Source organism: Mesorhizobium sp. M0136 (genome assembly GCF_040322515.1).
In the GTDB taxonomy this organism is placed as follows: Bacteria; Pseudomonadota; Alphaproteobacteria; order Rhizobiales; family Rhizobiaceae; genus Mesorhizobium.
In genome coordinates this window covers 92,503-108,208 of sequence record NZ_JAMYTP010000020.1, presented here as the reverse complement: position 1 = coordinate 108,208, position 15,706 = coordinate 92,503, and the positions used below count along the sequence as shown (strand labels likewise).

Annotated in this window: 16 protein-coding genes; 9 read left to right on the top strand and 7 right to left on the bottom strand. The window is 63.0% G+C overall.

Annotation, left to right across the window (positions count from 1 at the left end; genetic code table 11):
- Window positions 1-46: 46 nt before the first annotated feature.
- From NKJ35_RS23020 to NKJ35_RS23005, 4 genes are all read left to right on the top strand, one after another.
- Window positions 47-1,114, top strand: a complete 1,068-nt coding sequence (locus tag NKJ35_RS23020) for a type III polyketide synthase (RefSeq protein WP_352649660.1) — start codon at window positions 47-49, stop codon at window positions 1,112-1,114.
- The gene (locus NKJ35_RS23015) at window positions 1,111-1,824 is read left to right on the top strand and encodes a methyltransferase domain-containing protein (RefSeq protein WP_352649659.1); all 714 of its coding nucleotides are present in this window, start codon (window positions 1,111-1,113) and stop codon (window positions 1,822-1,824) included. Before NKJ35_RS23020 ends, NKJ35_RS23015 begins: the two co-directional genes overlap by 4 nt.
- Window positions 1,821-3,041, top strand: a complete 1,221-nt coding sequence (locus tag NKJ35_RS23010) for an NAD(P)/FAD-dependent oxidoreductase (RefSeq protein ID WP_352649658.1) — start codon at window positions 1,821-1,823, stop codon at window positions 3,039-3,041. Before NKJ35_RS23015 ends, NKJ35_RS23010 begins: the two co-directional genes overlap by 4 nt.
- Before the next feature lie 179 nt (window positions 3,042-3,220).
- A complete protein-coding gene (locus tag NKJ35_RS23005) occupies window positions 3,221-3,817 on the top strand; it encodes a cation efflux transmembrane domain-containing protein (protein ID WP_352507109.1) in 597 nt (198 codons plus the stop codon).
- Window positions 3,818-4,035: 218 nt separating this feature from the next.
- Here the strand turns inward: NKJ35_RS23005 and NKJ35_RS23000 are convergent, their stop codons facing one another.
- A complete protein-coding gene (locus NKJ35_RS23000) occupies window positions 4,036-4,458 on the bottom strand; it encodes a hypothetical protein (protein ID WP_352649657.1) in 423 nt (140 codons plus the stop codon).
- Window positions 4,459-4,649: 191 nt separating this feature from the next.
- Between NKJ35_RS23000 and NKJ35_RS22995 the strand changes: the two genes are divergently transcribed.
- From NKJ35_RS22995 to NKJ35_RS22975, 5 genes are all read left to right on the top strand, one after another.
- Window positions 4,650-5,462, top strand: coding sequence for a class I SAM-dependent methyltransferase (locus NKJ35_RS22995; RefSeq protein ID WP_352649656.1), 813 nt, complete (start codon window positions 4,650-4,652; stop codon window positions 5,460-5,462).
- Between the two features lie 570 nt (window positions 5,463-6,032).
- Window positions 6,033-7,541: a tlde1 domain-containing protein gene (locus tag NKJ35_RS22990; RefSeq protein ID WP_352649655.1), complete on the top strand. Its 1,509-nt coding sequence runs from the start codon at window positions 6,033-6,035 to the stop codon at window positions 7,539-7,541.
- A 346-nt stretch (window positions 7,542-7,887) separates the two neighbouring features.
- A complete protein-coding gene (locus NKJ35_RS22985) occupies window positions 7,888-8,673 on the top strand; it encodes a ThuA domain-containing protein (RefSeq protein WP_352475656.1) in 786 nt (261 codons plus the stop codon).
- Between the two features lie 55 nt (window positions 8,674-8,728).
- On the top strand, window positions 8,729-9,787 hold the full coding sequence (locus tag NKJ35_RS22980; protein ID WP_352649654.1) for a Gfo/Idh/MocA family protein: 1,059 nt from the start codon (window positions 8,729-8,731) through the stop codon (window positions 9,785-9,787).
- Between the two features lie 299 nt (window positions 9,788-10,086).
- Window positions 10,087-10,509, top strand: coding sequence for a hypothetical protein (locus NKJ35_RS22975; protein WP_352475654.1), 423 nt, complete (start codon window positions 10,087-10,089; stop codon window positions 10,507-10,509).
- Between the two features lie 144 nt (window positions 10,510-10,653).
- Here NKJ35_RS22975 and NKJ35_RS22970 read toward each other — a convergent pair whose 3' ends face one another.
- The 6 genes from NKJ35_RS22970 to NKJ35_RS22945 all read right to left on the bottom strand — a co-directional run bounded on the left by NKJ35_RS22970 (window position 10,654) and on the right by NKJ35_RS22945 (window position 15,434).
- The gene (locus tag NKJ35_RS22970; protein WP_352475653.1) at window positions 10,654-11,382 is read right to left on the bottom strand and encodes an amino acid ABC transporter ATP-binding protein; all 729 of its coding nucleotides are present in this window, start codon (window positions 11,380-11,382) and stop codon (window positions 10,654-10,656) included.
- A 29-nt stretch (window positions 11,383-11,411) separates the two neighbouring features.
- Entirely contained in the window at window positions 11,412-12,086 is a 675-nt protein-coding gene (locus NKJ35_RS22965) for an amino acid ABC transporter permease (protein ID WP_352649653.1), read from the bottom strand.
- Complete coding sequence (locus tag NKJ35_RS22960; RefSeq protein ID WP_352475651.1) at window positions 12,083-12,754, bottom strand: amino acid ABC transporter permease; 672 nt, start codon at window positions 12,752-12,754, stop codon at window positions 12,083-12,085. Before NKJ35_RS22960 ends, NKJ35_RS22965 begins: the two co-directional genes overlap by 4 nt.
- A gap of 117 nt (window positions 12,755-12,871) precedes the next feature.
- A complete protein-coding gene (locus tag NKJ35_RS22955) occupies window positions 12,872-13,660 on the bottom strand; it encodes an ABC transporter substrate-binding protein (protein WP_023677252.1) in 789 nt (262 codons plus the stop codon).
- 110 nt (window positions 13,661-13,770) lie between these two features.
- Window positions 13,771-14,934 (bottom strand): saccharopine dehydrogenase family protein, encoded by a 1,164-nt coding sequence (locus NKJ35_RS22950; protein WP_352649652.1) that lies wholly within the window; start codon window positions 14,932-14,934, stop codon window positions 13,771-13,773.
- Entirely contained in the window at window positions 14,931-15,434 is a 504-nt protein-coding gene (locus NKJ35_RS22945; RefSeq protein ID WP_023677254.1) for an Lrp/AsnC family transcriptional regulator, read from the bottom strand. The genes NKJ35_RS22950 and NKJ35_RS22945 overlap by 4 nt, the downstream gene beginning before the upstream one ends.
- Between the last annotated feature and the right edge of the window lie 272 nt (window positions 15,435-15,706).

The window sequence follows — 15,706 nt, the reverse complement described above, 5'->3', positions numbered from 1 at the left end:
AAAGACCCTCCGGCGGCACACCGTGCATACGCCGAGGAGACAGAATATGCCCGTCAAGGCCTATATCAACCGGATCGCGACAGCGGTGCCGGAGCACGAGGTTCATCAATTCTACCTGCGTTTTGCGGCCTCGATGCTCGCGGCCGATCGCCGGAGGATCTTCGAACGCATGGCCGATGTTGCCGGCATCGAGCACCGCTATTCCTGCTTTGCGCCGGCGTCCGACCCCGAGGGACCGTCCGCCGACCTGGCGGGGACCTTCATCCGCGGTGCGTTTCCCGGAACGGCCATGAGAATGGCAATGTTCGACGATGCAGCACCTGTTCTGGCGCAAAAGGGCATCGACGGATTGCAGCTTGGCGACGACGCTTCCCGCATCACCCATTTGATCGTCACCACCTGCACCGGCTTTTCGGCGCCGGGCATCGATCTCGAACTGGTTTCCCGTTGCGGGCTGCCGGACAGTGTCGAACGCACGATGATCGGGTTCATGGGTTGCTACGCGGCAATCAACGGCCTCAAACTGGCCCGCCACATCGTTCGCTCCGACCCGCAGGCCAAGGTCCTGCTGGTCAATGTCGAGCTCTGCACGATGCATTTGCGCGAAACCACTGAACTCGAAAAACTGCTGTCGTTCTGCCTTTGGGGTGACGGCTGCGCGGCCGCGCTCGTGACCGCCGAGCCGGCCGGCATCGAGCTGGATAGCTTTCACTGTCTGGTGGCGAGGGAGCGGCGGGACCTGATGCGCTGGAACATTCGCGACCACGGCTTCGAAATGGTTCTTTCCGGCCAGGTTCCGGCAGCGATTCATGAAGCGTTGCGGAGCAACCAGGCCGCCATCCTCGGCGGTCGATCGGCGGAAGACATCGACCTTTGGGCCGTGCACCCGGGTGGACGTTCGGTTCTCGACGCCGTCGAAAGGGCCCTGAAACTGGTGTCCACCGCGCTGGACCCATCGCGCGAGGTGTTGCGCCGGTATGGGAACATGTCGTCCGCGACCGTCATGTTCGTGATGAAGGAGATGTTGAAGGCGCCACCCGGCCTGCTCGGTTGCGGCATGTCGTTCGGACCAGGATTGACGGCGGAAACCATGCTCTTTCGAACGGTGTCATGAGCGGCCTGGAGCGTCGGCAGCTTGCGCCGGAAATCCTCGACGGACTTGCGGCCGACGATCGGCGAGCGCTTGTCGCCCGCCGCGACCTTCGTCGCATCAATATGCTGATGTTTCAGGCGCCGATCGTGACGTCGTTGCTCAGGAGGTTCGTGCCAACGCCGCCACGCCGCATCCTGGAAATCGGCGCCGGCGATGGTTCCTTCATGCTGGCGGTGGCGCGGCGCATGGCCAGGCATTGGCCCGGGGTCGAACTGGTAATGCTCGACCGCGTCGACCTTGTCACGGCGCAACTGCGCGGTGATTTCGACAGGCTGGGATGGAAGGCCGAAGGCGTCACCGCCGATATCTTCGATTGGGCAGGAAAGATCGAGGGCGCGCGGTTCGATGCCATCACCGTCAATCTGTTTCTGCATCATCTCGACGATGCACAGCTCGTGCGTCTGTTTTCGCTGATCAGGCCGAAAGCCCCGTTGCTCATCGCGACAGAGCCGCTGCGGGCGAAACTGGCGCTGGCCGCGACCCGTCTTCTCCCGGCAATCGGCGCCAACGACGTCACACGAAACGACGCGGCTCAGAGCGTGCGTGCCGGCTTTCGCGGCCGCGAGCTTTCCGGCCTCTGGCTTGCGGCCAACGGCAAACCGGTCGAGGAACGGCGCGCTGGCCTGTTTTCCCATATCTTCGTCGGCGCCAGCGTCAGTGACGAGCCATGACGCGATTGTCGACCCATGATGCGATCATCATAGGCGCCGGCCCGGCGGGCACATCTGTCGCGCTCACGCTGGCCCGGCGCGGATGGGCCGTGGCCATTGTGGAGAAGACCGCATTTCCGCGCCGCAAGGTCTGCGGCGAATACATCTCGGCAAGCAATCTTGCGCTTCTCGACCAGCTGGAGATCGGCGATGCCTGGCGTGCCAATGCCGGCCCCGAAATCCGCCGCGTCGGTTTGTTTTCCGGCGAGACCTGCGTCGAGGCGGCTATGCCACGTCCGGGAGCTGGGTCTCGTGCGAAAGACGGCTTCGGCCGGGCGCTCGGCCGGGACATTCTCGACTCTCTGCTTCTACAAGCGGCGCGATCGGTGGGCGTCGAAATCTTCCAGCCCTGCCGCGCCGTCGCCATCGACCGGGATGGTGAGATGCAGCGTGTACGAGTTCAGGTCGGGGATGAAGCGGTGATGTTGCGTGCGCCGGTGATTGTCGCCGCACACGGCTCCTGGGAGCCGGGACCATTACCCAGCCAGCTCGCAAAGACCAATCGGCCGTCGGACCTGCTCGGCTTCAAGGCGCATTTCACCGGGTCGTCGCTCGCACCGGATTTGATGCCTCTGCTGGCTTTTCCCGGCGGCTATGGCGGCATGGTCTCGGCGGATCATGGACGGTTGTCGATCTCGTGCTGCATTCGCCGCGATGTGCTCGCGCGGCTGCGTAAACAACATGATCCCGAACACCGGAGCCATGTGTCAGCCGCCGATGTGGTCTCGCGCCATCTCATGAATTCATGCCGGGGCGTGCGAGGCGCCCTGGAACCGGCGCACCTCGATGATCCCTGGCTTGCCGCGGGTCCGATCCGGCCGGGAATTCGCTCCTGCTACGAACAGGACATCTTCCGGGTCGGCAATGCAGCCGGAGAGTCTCATCCTGTTATCGCCGAGGGCATCTCGATGGCGCTTCAGTCCGGCTGGCTGCTGGCTAGCGAACTCGCATCCGCGCCAAGTGGACAAGCGGGGCGTGAGGCCGCCGCCAGACGCTACGAGGCGGCCTGGAGAAGACTGTTTTCGACCCGGGTCTACGCTGCCGCTGCTATTGCCGGAATTGCCCTTCGCCCCGGCAGCGCCACCGTGATGGCGGCGATCGTCCGGAATTTCCCGCAGGCGCTGACATTGGGCGCGCAACTGAGCGGCAAGACCAAGCCGGTTCCCGGCTTTGCCTGACGAGCGGCGCGCATGAGGGCACGCCCAAAACAGGGTGACCATCCTGTTTTGGCTCGCAGGTGTTTTGGTGACAGGCGTGCCATGTTCGGCCTAGGCTGGCCTCAAAGCCTGGGAGATCGAGACCGTCGAGGAACGGGACGGCCAGCAACAACATTAACGGCGTCACATCGGGACAGACTATGCAGCAAGCCATTACGTCGGACGGCCTTCGCCGGGTGGTGCTCGTCGTCGCGCTGCTGAATCTCGGTTACTTCGGCATCGAATTCGCCGTGGCGCTGGCGATCGGCTCGGTGTCGCTGTTCGCAGACAGCGTCGATTTTCTGGAAGATGCCTCGGTCAATCTCCTGATACTGCTCGCCATGGGCTGGTCGCTGCGTGCCCGCTCGCGGGTCGGCATGGCGCTGGCGCTTATCCTTCTGGTGCCCGGCCTGGCGACGCTGTGGACCGCGTGGGAAAAGTTCAACATGCCGGTGCCGCCGCAGCCGGCAGCGCTGACGCTGGCAGGGTTGGGCGCCTTGGCGGTCAACCTGTCGTGCGCCTACATGCTGGCGCGCTACCGCCGTCACAGCGGCAGTCTTACCAGGGCGGCATTCCTTTCGGCCCGCAACGACGCCGTCGCCAACATCGCGATCATACTGGCCGGGTTGATAACTGCCTTCCTATGGCGCTCGGCATGGCCGGATTTGATCGTCGGCCTCGGAATTGCGGCGCTGAACGCAGACGCGGCGCGCGAGGTCTGGGAGGCAGCTCGGGAGGAGCACCGCGCCGGTTCGTGAAGCCAAACGCCCAGCGCGGTGCCGGCCTGCGAATGCGGCGATGCAGGGGCGCCACTGCAGGCCGGCAGACCGGTTTGCAGTCATCCAGAAACTTGCGTGATTTCTAATATAGCGCACACCTGCAAAGCGGGCGGAGGCAGAAACGTCCTCATAAGCACGCACCTCATCAAAAGGCCCGCGTCCGGACGAGGACACGGGCCGGTTTTCGCTGGCATGCGCTAGGCAGGTATCAAGACGGCGATGCGGTGGATGCCGACTACCTTGCTGGTGTTGGCTGCCTCGTCGGTCTTGCCCTTGGAGCAGGTGTACACGTCACCTTCCCTAAGCTTGAATTCCTTGTCCGCCTTCTTGATCGTGAATTCACCGGCAGCAATGGTGCACACCATGTCGTTGTCCATCACCATTTGAGGGGCGGCTGCTCCGGGCTGAAAGACTATGTCGACAATTGAGATGCTCTTGTAAGCGGGGATATCGGAATTGCCGGTGCCGACCTCGACCAATCTGACGCCGGGGGCTATTTCCTTGCCTTCCTTCGGGCCGTATTTCTTGACCTTTGCAGCAGCCGCCAGCGTGAACAAAGGCGTCACCGCTGCCGCCGTCACGCCAAGCGCGATTGCAGACCTGCGACTTATGGTTTTCATCGCATCCTCCCATTTTATGTTTGGCCACGCACCAATGCGCATGACCACAAGATATTAACACATATGCAGATAATTGCAGCACGGCGTTTCGGAGCTTCCGGGAGCGAACCGCCTCCCGGTCGAATGCGACCGAATAGCAAACAATTCCATGCTATGCTGACGAGCCATCAAACGGACGGCGGGGGATAGCAATGTTGGAAACGGACAAGGTATTCGCCGGCTCAATTCCGGAAAACTACGACCGCTATATGGTGCCGTTGATTTTCGAGCCGTTCGCCGCAGATCTTGCACGGCGAGCAGCGTCCTTGTCGCCAAGCGCCGTTCTGGAAACCGCCGCGGGCACCGGGGTTGTCACCCGCGCATTGGCGCCAAAACTGTCGCCCGGTGCAAGCTATGTCGTAACCGACCTCAACCAGCCGATGCTCGACTACGCCGCTTCGCGGCAAGCTCCCGACGATCGCATCAAATGGCGTCAGGCGGATGCTCTGGCGCTACCGTTTGAAAATGCGGCCTTCGATCTCGTTTGTTGTCAGTTCGGCGCGATGTTCTTTCCCAACCGCTCATCTGCCTACCGCGAAGCCCGGCGAGTCCTGAAGCCCGGAGGACATTTTCTATTCAGCGTATGGGATCGCATCGAGGAGAACGTGTTTGCCGACGATGTGACGAATGCTCTCGCAAGGATTTTTCCGAACGATCCGCCGCGCTTTCTGGCACGCACGCCGCATGGCTACCACGATACGGCACTGATCCGTGGCGAGCTGGAGGACGCAGGTTTTTCCGGTGTGGTGATCGAGACGAGAGCCGAACAAAGCCGTGCCTCCTCGCCGCGCCTTCCGGCCGTTGCTTATTGCCAGGGCACTCTCCTTCGCAACGAAATCGAGGCCAGAGAGGCGGGGAAGCTGGACTCTGCAACCGACTATGCCGCAGCCGCCATTGCAGGCAGGCATGGCAGCGGCAAGGTTACTGCCAAAATTCAGGCTCACATAGTGGTGGCTGTGGTCTAGGTGTTGGATATCCCGCTCCGGCACTTGGCGACATTCAGCTGCTGCGCGGCAAACATCTTGCCGCTGTCCCGAATTCTCAGACGTTAATCGTTCATTCGCCCGAGTGGCAGGTCGACAAGTGCCGGGTCGATAATCGCCGTTCTGATCGAACGCCGGGGCTTGATGACGGTGGCTGCCGGCCGCAAGATTCTGGTCGGCCCGGCTTCACTTTCGCAGCCATGGCCGACTCCGCCCAGCAAGGTCTAGTCATTTCGCTTTCTTGACTCGGCCGACAAAAACGGGCAGCAAAGTCATCATTGGAGGGCAGTTTTGCCAACTATGCAGGTTTTGGAGGGCGTTTTTCGGTGTGACCGTCGCCCAATCGGCGGTCGGTAGAGGGATTAGTTAACCAACTTTGTCCATCTTTTGAATCAATCGGCAACAGACGCGAAGCGTGCTGGGGGCACCAGGCGAACTGTGAATGTCACGGCTGCGAAATCCGCTAGCCGGCATCGGCCGATTGAGAGTGGTTGAATGGCGTTTGTAAGTGCGAAAACCCGGGGTGACAGTCCTGCAACTGGATTGACTTCGATGAGGCCCGGCCTGCGCTGGGTCGCGGTTCCGGCCGTCGGCGCAGCCATTGCTTTATGGTCGGTGGCGACCTTGGCCGGCCTTTATTCGATGGGAACCTCGCTCACCGCCGCTTCCAACGGTCTCCCGCAAAGCCTGCTCGCGCCGCGCACGATCGCGCTCGCCGATCCTCGCCGCAGCCTTGCAAAGGCGCAGGCCCCGACATGGGCCGCAGCAAACGCAGCGCTGTCGGCCAAGCTGCTGCAGCACGGGTGCGATGCCAACTGCCTGCGGTCGGCGTCGAATTTCGTCCACCAGGGAAAATCGGCGCGTCTCAAGCGCAATACGGTGCCGCTCGTCGCCGATGCATCGCGGCAATCGAGCTTCGACGACGTGGTGGCCAAAGCAGGGCTGTCGCCGCAAAAGCTTGCCGCCGCCTTTGCCCGTGCCGGCTCACCCGTCATGCTCGCAAGCCTGCCGGCCGCCGCCCGGTTCGCCGAGCCGGTACGCATTCCCGACCCGAACGGCCCGGCATCGGTGCGCTTCGGGCCGGAGGTGGCGGAGATCGAACGCTCGTCGCGCCTGGCTCTGGCGCTGGCGAATACTTTGCCGGAGCAGATGATCGACGTGCTCCCGGCAGCCGTCGTGGCAAGCGAGCCGGCAGCTTCGCAAGAGCCGCAAGAGCCTGAGGTCCAACTGGCCTCGCTGCCGCCGCAGGACGACATGCCCGACAGCGTTCCGCTGCCGACGCTGCGTCCGCAGGCGGACATCGATGAGCCGGCGCCCCAGGCTCAAGCCTCGAAAGACCGGGCGCCAAAGGATCAGGCATCAAAGGCCCAGGCAGCAAAAACGGAGCCGCCCCAGAAATCCAGGGCCCAGGCATCCAGGGCGAGCAAGGTCCAGACGGCCGACGCTCCGCCGGTCGAGACGCTACCCGGCAGCCTGTCGCCGCGCAATTCGTCACAAGCGGCAGTGCCGGCGGTGTCGGGCAAGCCGGGCAAACGGTCGAAGACGCAGGGCGGCGACATGCTGGCCTATGCCAAGCCCGACTTGCCTTCCGGCGGACTCGGCGGAGCCTTCAGGAACCTGTTCACCACGCCCAACATGGGCAGCGGCGTCGCCGTCTACGACATCTCGGCCAAGACCGTCTATATGCCCGACGGCTCACGGCTGGAGGCACATTCGGGACTGGGCGCGATGGTCGACCAGCCGCGCTACGTTCACAAGAAGAATGTCGGTCCGACGCCGCCCGACACCTACAATCTGACGCTGCGGGAATCGCGCTTCCATGGCGTCGAGGCCCTGCGTCTCACCCCTGCCAGCGGCAGCAACAAATATGGCCGCGACGGCCTGCTCGCCCACACCTACATGCTGCGCGGCGGGCGCGCCGAATCCAATGGCTGCGTCGTCTTCAAGGACTATGCCCGCTTTCTCGCCGCCTACAAGAAGGGCAAGATCAAGCGGCTCGTCGTGGTGCCGCGCCTGTCGAAGCCGCTGACACGCGTCGCCCAAGAGGGCCGCGGCGCTTAGGTTCGCGGCGGTCCTTTACGGCTTCGTTATCCCAGGGCGGAGCGGACGCGACCCTGGGATCCATGCCGTTGCATCAGCCGAAGAATGCAACGAGGCAGATTTGACGCCGTTCTGTCGCAATCCCTTTCACTTCTTATCCCTCCTGCACGAGGTTCTGCACCGTCGCAGCGCATAGAAGTCACGGCATGGATCCCAGGGTCTTCGCGACGTCGCTTCGCTCCTGCTTCGCCCTGGGATGACGACGCTGGGGGACGTTTGGGCCAATCTCGAGGTTTTCATTCCCGGCCGAGGATATTATGACTGACCGGCCGGGGCGGCTCCAGCTTCAAACAATCACGAGGACATCATGACAATACGCGCTGTCGTCTGGGGCGAGAATATTCATGAGCGGACCAACGAGGTGGTCGCCGGCATCTATCCCGAGGGCATGCATGCGACGATCGCCAATGCGCTGAAACTCGACCCGGAGATTTCGGTATCGTGGGCGACGCTGGAGCAGAAGGAGCATGGGCTGCCGGCCGACCGTCTGGCCGAGACCGACGTCTTGCTGTGGTGGGGACACAAGGACCATGGCGCCGTCGCCGACGAAGTGGTCGAGCGCGTGGCGCGCCGCGTCTGGGAAGGCATGGGGCTGATCGTTCTCCATTCCGGCCATTTCTCGAAGATCTTCAAGAAGCTGATGGGCACTCCCTGCACGCTGAAATGGCGCGAGGCGGGCGAGCGCGAACGGCTCTGGGTGACCAGCGCAAGCCACCCGATCGCTGCCGGGATCGGCGAGTATTTCGAGCTCGAAAACGAGGAGATGTATGGCGAGCAGTTCGCCGTGCCGGAGCCGCTCGAGACCGTGTTCATCTCCTGGTTCCAGGGCGGCGAAGTGTTCCGGTCGGGGCTGACCTATCGCCGCGGCGCCGGCAACATCTTCTATTTCAGGCCCGGCCACGAGACGTATCCGACCTATCACGACGCCAACGTCCACAAGGTGCTGCGCAATGCGGTGAGATGGGCGCACAACCCCCAAGGCTCCAATCCGGCCATCCTCGATGCGCCGAACGTACCGGTGGAAAAGGCGCTCGAGCCGATCGTCGAGCGTGGCGGAAAACTTCATTCCGCCGGCGAAACCGGCTTCCGCTAGACGACAAATCCATTATCGAACAAGAAGATAAAGCCCTGTCCTAAGGATAAGAATCATGCGTCTGTTGATACTCGGTACGGGCTGGATGGCGGAGGAGCATGCCAGGCAGTTCGGCAAGATCGAGGGCGTCGAACTGATCGGCGCCGTCGATCTCGACCGTACGCGTGTCGACAAGTTTTCGGACATCTATGGCATCCCCAACCGCTTCGCGTCGCTGGACGAGGCGCTGGCATGGGGCAAGTTCGACGCGGTGGCGAACGTGACGCCCGATCGCATCCACCATCCGACCACCATGATGCTGATCGCGGCGGGCAAGCCGGTGCTTTGCGAAAAGCCGCTGGCCGAAAACTTCGAGAAGGCCAGTGAGATGGCCGATGCCGCCGAGCGAGCCGGCATCATCAACATGGTCAATCTGACCTATCGCAATGTCGCGCCGCTGCAGAGAGCGCGCGCCATGGTGCTGGCTGGCGAGATCGGCACGGTCAGGCATGTCGAGGCCTCCTATCTGCAGAGCTGGCTGGTATCCAAGTTCTGGGGCGACTGGCGCACCGATCCGAAATGGTTGTGGCGGCTGTCGCGCGGCCACGGCTCCAATGGCGTGCTGGGCGACGTCGGCATCCACATCCTCGATTTCGCCAGCTATGGCGCCGCACTCGACATCGACCATGTGTTCTGCCGCCTGCGGTCCTTCGACAAGGCGCCCGAAAACCGGATCGGCGAGTACGAGCTCGATGCCAACGACAGTTTCACCATGGCGCTGGATTTCAGCAATGGCGCTTTCGGTGTCGTTCATGCCAGCCGCTGGGCGACGGGCCATCTCAACGAACTCCGCCTGCGCATCTACGGCGACAAGGGTGGCATCGAAGTCGTGCACAATCTGACCAGCTCGGAGCTGAAAGCCTGCATCGGCGAAGATGTCGAGAACGCCAAATGGCAAGTTCTGGACGCCGGAACGGTGGCGACCAACTACCAGCGCTTTGTCGATGCGGTGCGCAACGGCGTTCAGGCCGAGCCGTCGTTCCGCCATGCGGCCGAATTGCAGAAGGTGCTCGACCTCGCCGTTGTCTCGGATGAGAAGAGGGCCGAATTGAGCACGCACGCGGATGCGCAATAGGCTTGGGTTCCTGCGCCGCAGGGCGAGGGAGAGGTGGCCGCAAAGCGGCCGGAGAGGGGTCTTTGGCAGCGAGGGCCTTCGCAAGAATGAAATGTCTTTGATGGCGGGACAAGGTCGCACGCAATGACATGGTCAGCGCAATTCCCCCTCTCCGTCTCGGCGACCCGAGTGGTTTGTGAAACTCGCTAGCCGCGAGCGAGACTGAACTAACTCGGAAGGTCAGTTGACTCTTCGCCGCAACGGCCCATCGTTGATTGTTGGCCTACCTTTCCGACCAACTTTTGAACAGGGAGGAAACCATGGAAGCCGTCAATCGTAGATCCACAATTGCACTCGGTCTTACACTGGCCGCAACGCCTCTGATCGCTTGGGGGACACCAGCAGCTGCCCAGACTTACGGCCCCGATGAGGGCAAGGAGGTCTCACCCGGCGTCAGAGTTGTAGCGCTTGGTGAGCGCAAGTCGGTCATACCAGCCTATGCAACGGTGAAGCTGCGCGATGTTGTCATTCAGCCTGGAGCGAAGACGACTGACAACATGATGAAGAACGACATGCTCTGCCACATGACTGAGGGAGAACTTTCGGTCGTTCACAACAAACAAAAGTTCACAGTCAAGAAGGGCGATGTTTGGGCCTGCGCTAATGGCGCTACGACAGAAGGCACCCAGAACACGAGCAGTGCGGTCGCGATCATGCGGGTCATCGATTTGATGCCAGCATAAAGGGAAGCGGCTGGTGGAAGTGCGGCAATGGCCGCCCTAAGAGGAAGCCCGGCGCGCATCTGTCGTATTAGGGAACGTCCAGCGAAGGGCCGCTTTCCATCCATCTCCGCCATCGACGACAGCCAGCTGAGTTGAGTTCGAACCCTAATGCCGCAGGATCTTGCTCAGGAAGGCGCGGCTGCGGTCCGTCTTCGGGTGCGAGAAGAACTCGTCCGGGGTGCCGCTCTCGACAATGGCGCCGGCGTCCATGAACACGACGCGCTGGGCGACCTTGCGGGCAAAGCCCATCTCGTGCGTCACCACCATCATGGTCATGCCTTCCTCGGCCACGGCGACCATGACGTCGAGCACTTCCGAGATCATCTCGGGGTCGAGCGCCGAGGTCGGCTCGTCGAACAGCATGATCTTGGGCCGCATGCCGAGGCAGCGCGCGATCGCCACGCGCTGCTGCTGGCCGCCTGAGAGTTGCGCCGGATAGGCATCGACCTTGTCGGCGAGGCCCACCTTGGCGAGCAGCTCGCGCCCGGCCTTTTCGGCCTCGGTGCGCGGGATCTTGCGGACATGGATCGGCGCCAGCGTCACGTTCTCGAGCGCCGTCTTGTGCGGATAGAGGTTGAACGACTGGAAGACGAAGCCGATCTCGGTGCGCAGCCGCGTCATGTTGGTGGCGGCGTCGCCGAGACGCTGGCCGTCGACCGTCAGGTCGCCGTCGCGGATCGTCTCCAGCCCGTTGATGCAGCGGATCAAGGTGCTCTTGCCCGAGCCGCTCGGGCCGCAGACGACGACCACTTCGCGCGGCTCGACGCTCAGCGTGATATCCCTGAGCACGTTGAGCTGGCCGAACCATTTGTTGACGCCGCGAAATTCGATCATGCCAGTGCCATTTTTGCTAAGGTTCGACATCACAACTGCACCTCGCCATGCGCCGCGCCCATGCGTTGCTCCAGCCGGCGGGCCAGCATGATCAGGGGGTAGCAGACCATGAAGTAACCGAGCCCGACGAGGAAGAAGACGAGCAGGCCGTTCGGCACACGCTGCACCACCAGCCAGCCGACGCGGGTGAGGTCGGTGAGGCCGATGGCCGAGACAACCGAGGAATCCTTGATCAGCAGCACATATTGCCCGACCAGCGGCGGCAGCACGATGCGCATCGCCTGCGGCAGCACCACCTGGCGCATGCGCTGCCAGCGCGACAGGCCGGACGCCAGCGCCGCCTCGACCTGGCCGGTCGGCACCGAGCGGATGCCGGCGACGACGATCTCGCAGATGAAGCAGGCGGCCAGATTGGTCAGCGCGATGATGCCGGCGATGAAGGCGTCGAGCTCGATGCCGAGTTCCGGCAGGATGAAGAAGATCAGGAAGATCTGCACCAGGAACGGTGTGCCGCGGATCAGGTCGACCCAGGCGCCGATCGCGCCGCTGATCAGCCGGTTGCCGCCGGTGCGCAGGATGCCGAGGCAGAAGCCGAGCAGCGTGCCCAGCACCAGGCTGATCAGCGACAGCACCACGGTCATGCCGAGGCCGCGCAAGGCGAGGGGGTAGCTGCCGGCGATGCTTTGCAGCTGCTGCCAGATCATGTCCGTGCCCCCGCGAGGCCGAGCCAGCGCCCGGAGAGCGCCGCCAGCCCCTTCAGCCCGTAATAGAGCAGGAGGTAGAAGGCGGCGATGGTGATAAAACCTTCCGCCGGCATGAAGCGGTCGGAAGCGAGCAATTGTCCGGCGCGCGTCAGTTCGGCGACGGAGATCAGCGACAACAGCGCGGAATCCTTGACCAGCACGATTGCCTGGCCGAGCAGCGGCGGGATCGTCACCTTGAACGCCTGCGGCAGGATGACGAGGCGCATGCGCTGGACATAGGTCATGCCCGAGGCGACGCCGGCCTCGACCTGGCCGCGCGGGATCGACAGGATGCCGGCGCGGATGATCTCGGCGACATAGGCGCCGCTGTTCAGCGACAGGGCCAGGATGCCGACGACGAGCTCGGGCAGGACGAAGCCGAGCCGCGGCAGGCCGAAATAGAGGAAATAAAGCTGCGCCAGTAAGGGCGTGGCGCGCACGGCGTCGATATAGGCCTTGGCCGGGACGCGGAACAGCCGGCCGCGCTGCAAATTCATTGCGGCGAGCACGATGCCGACGGCGAGCGCGCCGGCAAAGGAGAGCGCAGACAGCCACACGGTCGTGACGAGGCCCTGCCCGAACAGGGGCAGATATTCGACGATGGTGCGGAAGCTGAAGTTTTCGAGCATGGTGAGTGGGCAGTAGTGAGTAGGCAGTAGTGAGTAGTGAAGGTGTCCGGAATGGCCATCAGCCACTCCATGCTCCCTATTTCTACTTCCTGCTCCCTACTCCCTACTCCCTATCCGTTAGTGGTCTTTTTTCCAGGCGTCGGAATTCACCCAGTAATCGAGGTTCTTTTGCAGGCGGCCGTCGAGGCTGACCTGGTCGAGGAACAGGTTCATCCAGACCAGCAGGTCCTGCTCGTCATAGCGCGTGGCGAAGGCCAGCGGCTCCTTCGACAGCATATCCGGCATGATGGTGAAGCTGCCGGCTGGGTAAGCGGTCGACTGCCCCTTGACCGCCGAGACGTCGTTGACGCCGCAATCGGCCTGGCCGTTATTGACGGCGTCGAGCAGCAGCGGGCCGCCGCCCTTGTAGCTCTTGATGTCGGCATCGGGGAAGGCGGCCTTGGCTTCCTTCTCGCCGGTGGCGCCGAGCAGCACCGCGATCTTGGTGCCTTTGGCCTTGCAGTCCTCGGTGGACTTGAAGGCGGTCCCAGCCTTGGTGAAGACGGTGCTGCCCGTGTACATGTAAGGCTTGGTAAAGGCGACCTTCATGCCGCGCGCCAGCGTCGGCGTCATGTCGGCGACCAGAAGATCGGCCTTGCCCGACAGCAGCGCCGGGATCAGGCCGTCCCAGTCGAAGTCGAGGAAGGTGATCTTGACGCCCATTTCCTTGGCCATCAGTTCAGCGAGTTCGACCGAACTGCCGGTGCGTTCGCCGGCGGCGCCCACCAGCGAAAAGGGCGGGCCTTGCGTCTGCACCGCAACGCGCAACTCACCGCGCTTGGTGATCTCGTCGAGGGTTCCGGCACTGGCGGCAGCGGTGAGGCCGGCGAGCGCAAGTCCGGCGATGAAAAGCTTGGCAATCTTCATTTGGGCATTCCTCCTTGTTGTCGTTTGTTGTTCCACTTGTTGTTTCACCCCATCGGGTGCTTTTTGAGCGGCAGCGCCGTTGCCGGCGGCAACCACCGTTCGAAAATCCTTCAGTCCCAGCTCACTATTTCGGCAACCTTGATGCCGCGCCTGGCCAGCGCGTCGAGGAAGCGGCCATCGGGCACATGCAGCAGCGGGTTGAGCAGGCCGGGCGTGGCGATCTCGCGCCGTGCCAGCATCTGCGCCACGATGCTGGCGGGATAGCCGACGCCAAGGCTCATGCCGAACAGGCCGGAGGCGAGATCGCGTTCGATGACCAGCTCCGAGGTCACCGTCTTGCGGCGGCCGCCTTCGCTGCCGACAAAGACGTTGCGCATCACGCAAAGGTCTTTTTCGTCGGCGCCATATTGCAGTTGCGGACCGAGCAGCCGGCCGAGGAATTCGCGTGGGCTGGCACCGGTGCCGGATACCTTTTCCTCGGACAGGAAGCCGAGCTGCTTCAGCGGCGCCCAGAACGCCGACCAGCCAGGCCAGCGCAGCGAATATCGGCCGGAGCGCTGCAGCCCCTTTGCGGCGGCAAGCATGCCGGCATAATGCGGCGCGTCGCCATTGGGGAAGGCTTCCAGCCTGCCCAGCCCCGCCACCTCGATCTCGTGGATGAAGCGATTGTCGTGCTGGCGGGCGGCCGGCACATCGACCCGTTCGCCATTCTCGACCAGCACACTGTCGCGGTTCTGGCTGACCAGAACCATGTCGAAATTCCAGCTCACCTTGTAGCGCAGCGGCTCGACCACCGCTTTCGGCTCGGGAATGCCGCCGCAGTAGGAGTCGATCGCGGTGATGGTGTCGAACTGGCTTGCGGCGCGCGCGTAGAGCACAAGGTCGATGCCGGGGTCGAGCCCGCATTCGGTGACGATCGAGACGCCGGCCTTTTCGGCCTCCGGCGCGAGATCGGCGATGGCCTTGCCGTAATTGGTGGTGACCAGCGGCGTGCGCGTCGCGATCGCCGCCTGCACCGCCTCGCGCATCAGCGGTTGCGGCAACAGGTCGATGACCGCGTCGACATCCTTCATCACATCGGCCAGCACCGGACCGATCGCGCCCTCCGGCACGACGAAACGCACCCGGGCAAGGTCGGTCAGGCCGCCAAGCCGCGCAGCGCCGTCGGTTGCGGTGTCGACACAGACCACTTGCTCGACGCCGTCGCTGGCAACGAGATCGGCGATCGCCGCCCGGCCTTGCAGGCCGAGGCCGCCGAGAACCGCGATCTTCATGCCATTTCCTTCCGCGTCTCGTCCGACCAGCAGCCTTCCGGCAGGCTGACCCATTTGTTGCACGACGCCATGACGACGAAGGTCTCGCTGCGCACGACTTCGCCCGGCTCACCGGCGCCGGGGATCAGCTCGCTGGTGACGCGGTAGAGATCGGCGACATCGCCGGCCACGGTCACGTCGACGATGATGTCGAAGCGTCCGGTGACGACGGCGGCCGAGTTCACGAAAGGCAGTTCGGAGATGCGCTGCGCCAGTTCCCGGGCGCGACCGCGTCCCTGCGCATTGATGCCGACGATCGCCGAGATCAGCTCGGGGCGTTCGGTGAGGTTGAGCAGCCCGACGATCTTGAGCAGGTTGCGGTCGAGCAGGTTGCGCAGCCGCATGCGCACCGTCGGCACCGAGATCGCCATCTTCTCAGCAAGGCGGTTGACGCCAAGCTGCGCATCCTGCGACAGCAGCTTGACCAGTCGCCGGTCGGTCTGATCGAGATGTTCCCGCAAACGCTCAGGCTTTCATAAAGGGAAATAAACGGTCGGATTTTCTTTCGGATATGAAAATACGTTATGAGAGATTTTTAACAATGGCAAGAGGCATGTCATCCGCCATGGCTCTGTGCCTGTCGGCAATTTTCGTCAAGTGCGCCACATTTTGTTCTTGCTTTGTGCCGGCAGCTATGCTATTAATTTGCACATGGTGCCAATTTGGCTCCAACGACCCGTCCTCCCGAGGCGGGTTTTTGTTTCCGGATCTTTTGAAGGTTCAGCGCCGCCGA

What these genes read in the sequence shown, in the direction of transcription:
- NKJ35_RS23020 (WP_352649660.1), top strand. Translation starts at nt 47, where the DNA reads ATGCCCGTCAAGGCCTATATCAACCGGATCGCGACAGCGGTGCCGGAG.
- NKJ35_RS23015 (WP_352649659.1), top strand. Translation starts at nt 1,111, where the DNA reads ATGAGCGGCCTGGAGCGTCGGCAGCTTGCGCCGGAAATCCTCGACGGA.
- NKJ35_RS23010 (WP_352649658.1), top strand. Translation starts at nt 1,821, where the DNA reads ATGACGCGATTGTCGACCCATGATGCGATCATCATAGGCGCCGGCCCG.
- NKJ35_RS23005 (WP_352507109.1), top strand. Translation starts at nt 3,221, where the DNA reads ATGCAGCAAGCCATTACGTCGGACGGCCTTCGCCGGGTGGTGCTCGTC.
- NKJ35_RS23000 (WP_352649657.1), bottom strand. Translation starts at nt 4,458, where the DNA reads ATGAAAACCATAAGTCGCAGGTCTGCAATCGCGCTTGGCGTGACGGCG.
- NKJ35_RS22995 (WP_352649656.1), top strand. Translation starts at nt 4,650, where the DNA reads ATGTTGGAAACGGACAAGGTATTCGCCGGCTCAATTCCGGAAAACTAC.
- NKJ35_RS22990 (WP_352649655.1), top strand. Translation starts at nt 6,033, where the DNA reads ATGAGGCCCGGCCTGCGCTGGGTCGCGGTTCCGGCCGTCGGCGCAGCC.
- NKJ35_RS22985 (WP_352475656.1), top strand. Translation starts at nt 7,888, where the DNA reads ATGACAATACGCGCTGTCGTCTGGGGCGAGAATATTCATGAGCGGACC.
- NKJ35_RS22980 (WP_352649654.1), top strand. Translation starts at nt 8,729, where the DNA reads ATGCGTCTGTTGATACTCGGTACGGGCTGGATGGCGGAGGAGCATGCC.
- NKJ35_RS22975 (WP_352475654.1), top strand. Translation starts at nt 10,087, where the DNA reads ATGGAAGCCGTCAATCGTAGATCCACAATTGCACTCGGTCTTACACTG.
- NKJ35_RS22970 (WP_352475653.1), bottom strand. Translation starts at nt 11,382, where the DNA reads ATGATCGAATTTCGCGGCGTCAACAAATGGTTCGGCCAGCTCAACGTG.
- NKJ35_RS22965 (WP_352649653.1), bottom strand. Translation starts at nt 12,086, where the DNA reads ATGATCTGGCAGCAGCTGCAAAGCATCGCCGGCAGCTACCCCCTCGCC.
- NKJ35_RS22960 (WP_352475651.1), bottom strand. Translation starts at nt 12,754, where the DNA reads ATGCTCGAAAACTTCAGCTTCCGCACCATCGTCGAATATCTGCCCCTG.
- NKJ35_RS22955 (WP_023677252.1), bottom strand. Translation starts at nt 13,660, where the DNA reads ATGAAGATTGCCAAGCTTTTCATCGCCGGACTTGCGCTCGCCGGCCTC.
- NKJ35_RS22950 (WP_352649652.1), bottom strand. Translation starts at nt 14,934, where the DNA reads ATGAAGATCGCGGTTCTCGGCGGCCTCGGCCTGCAAGGCCGGGCGGCG.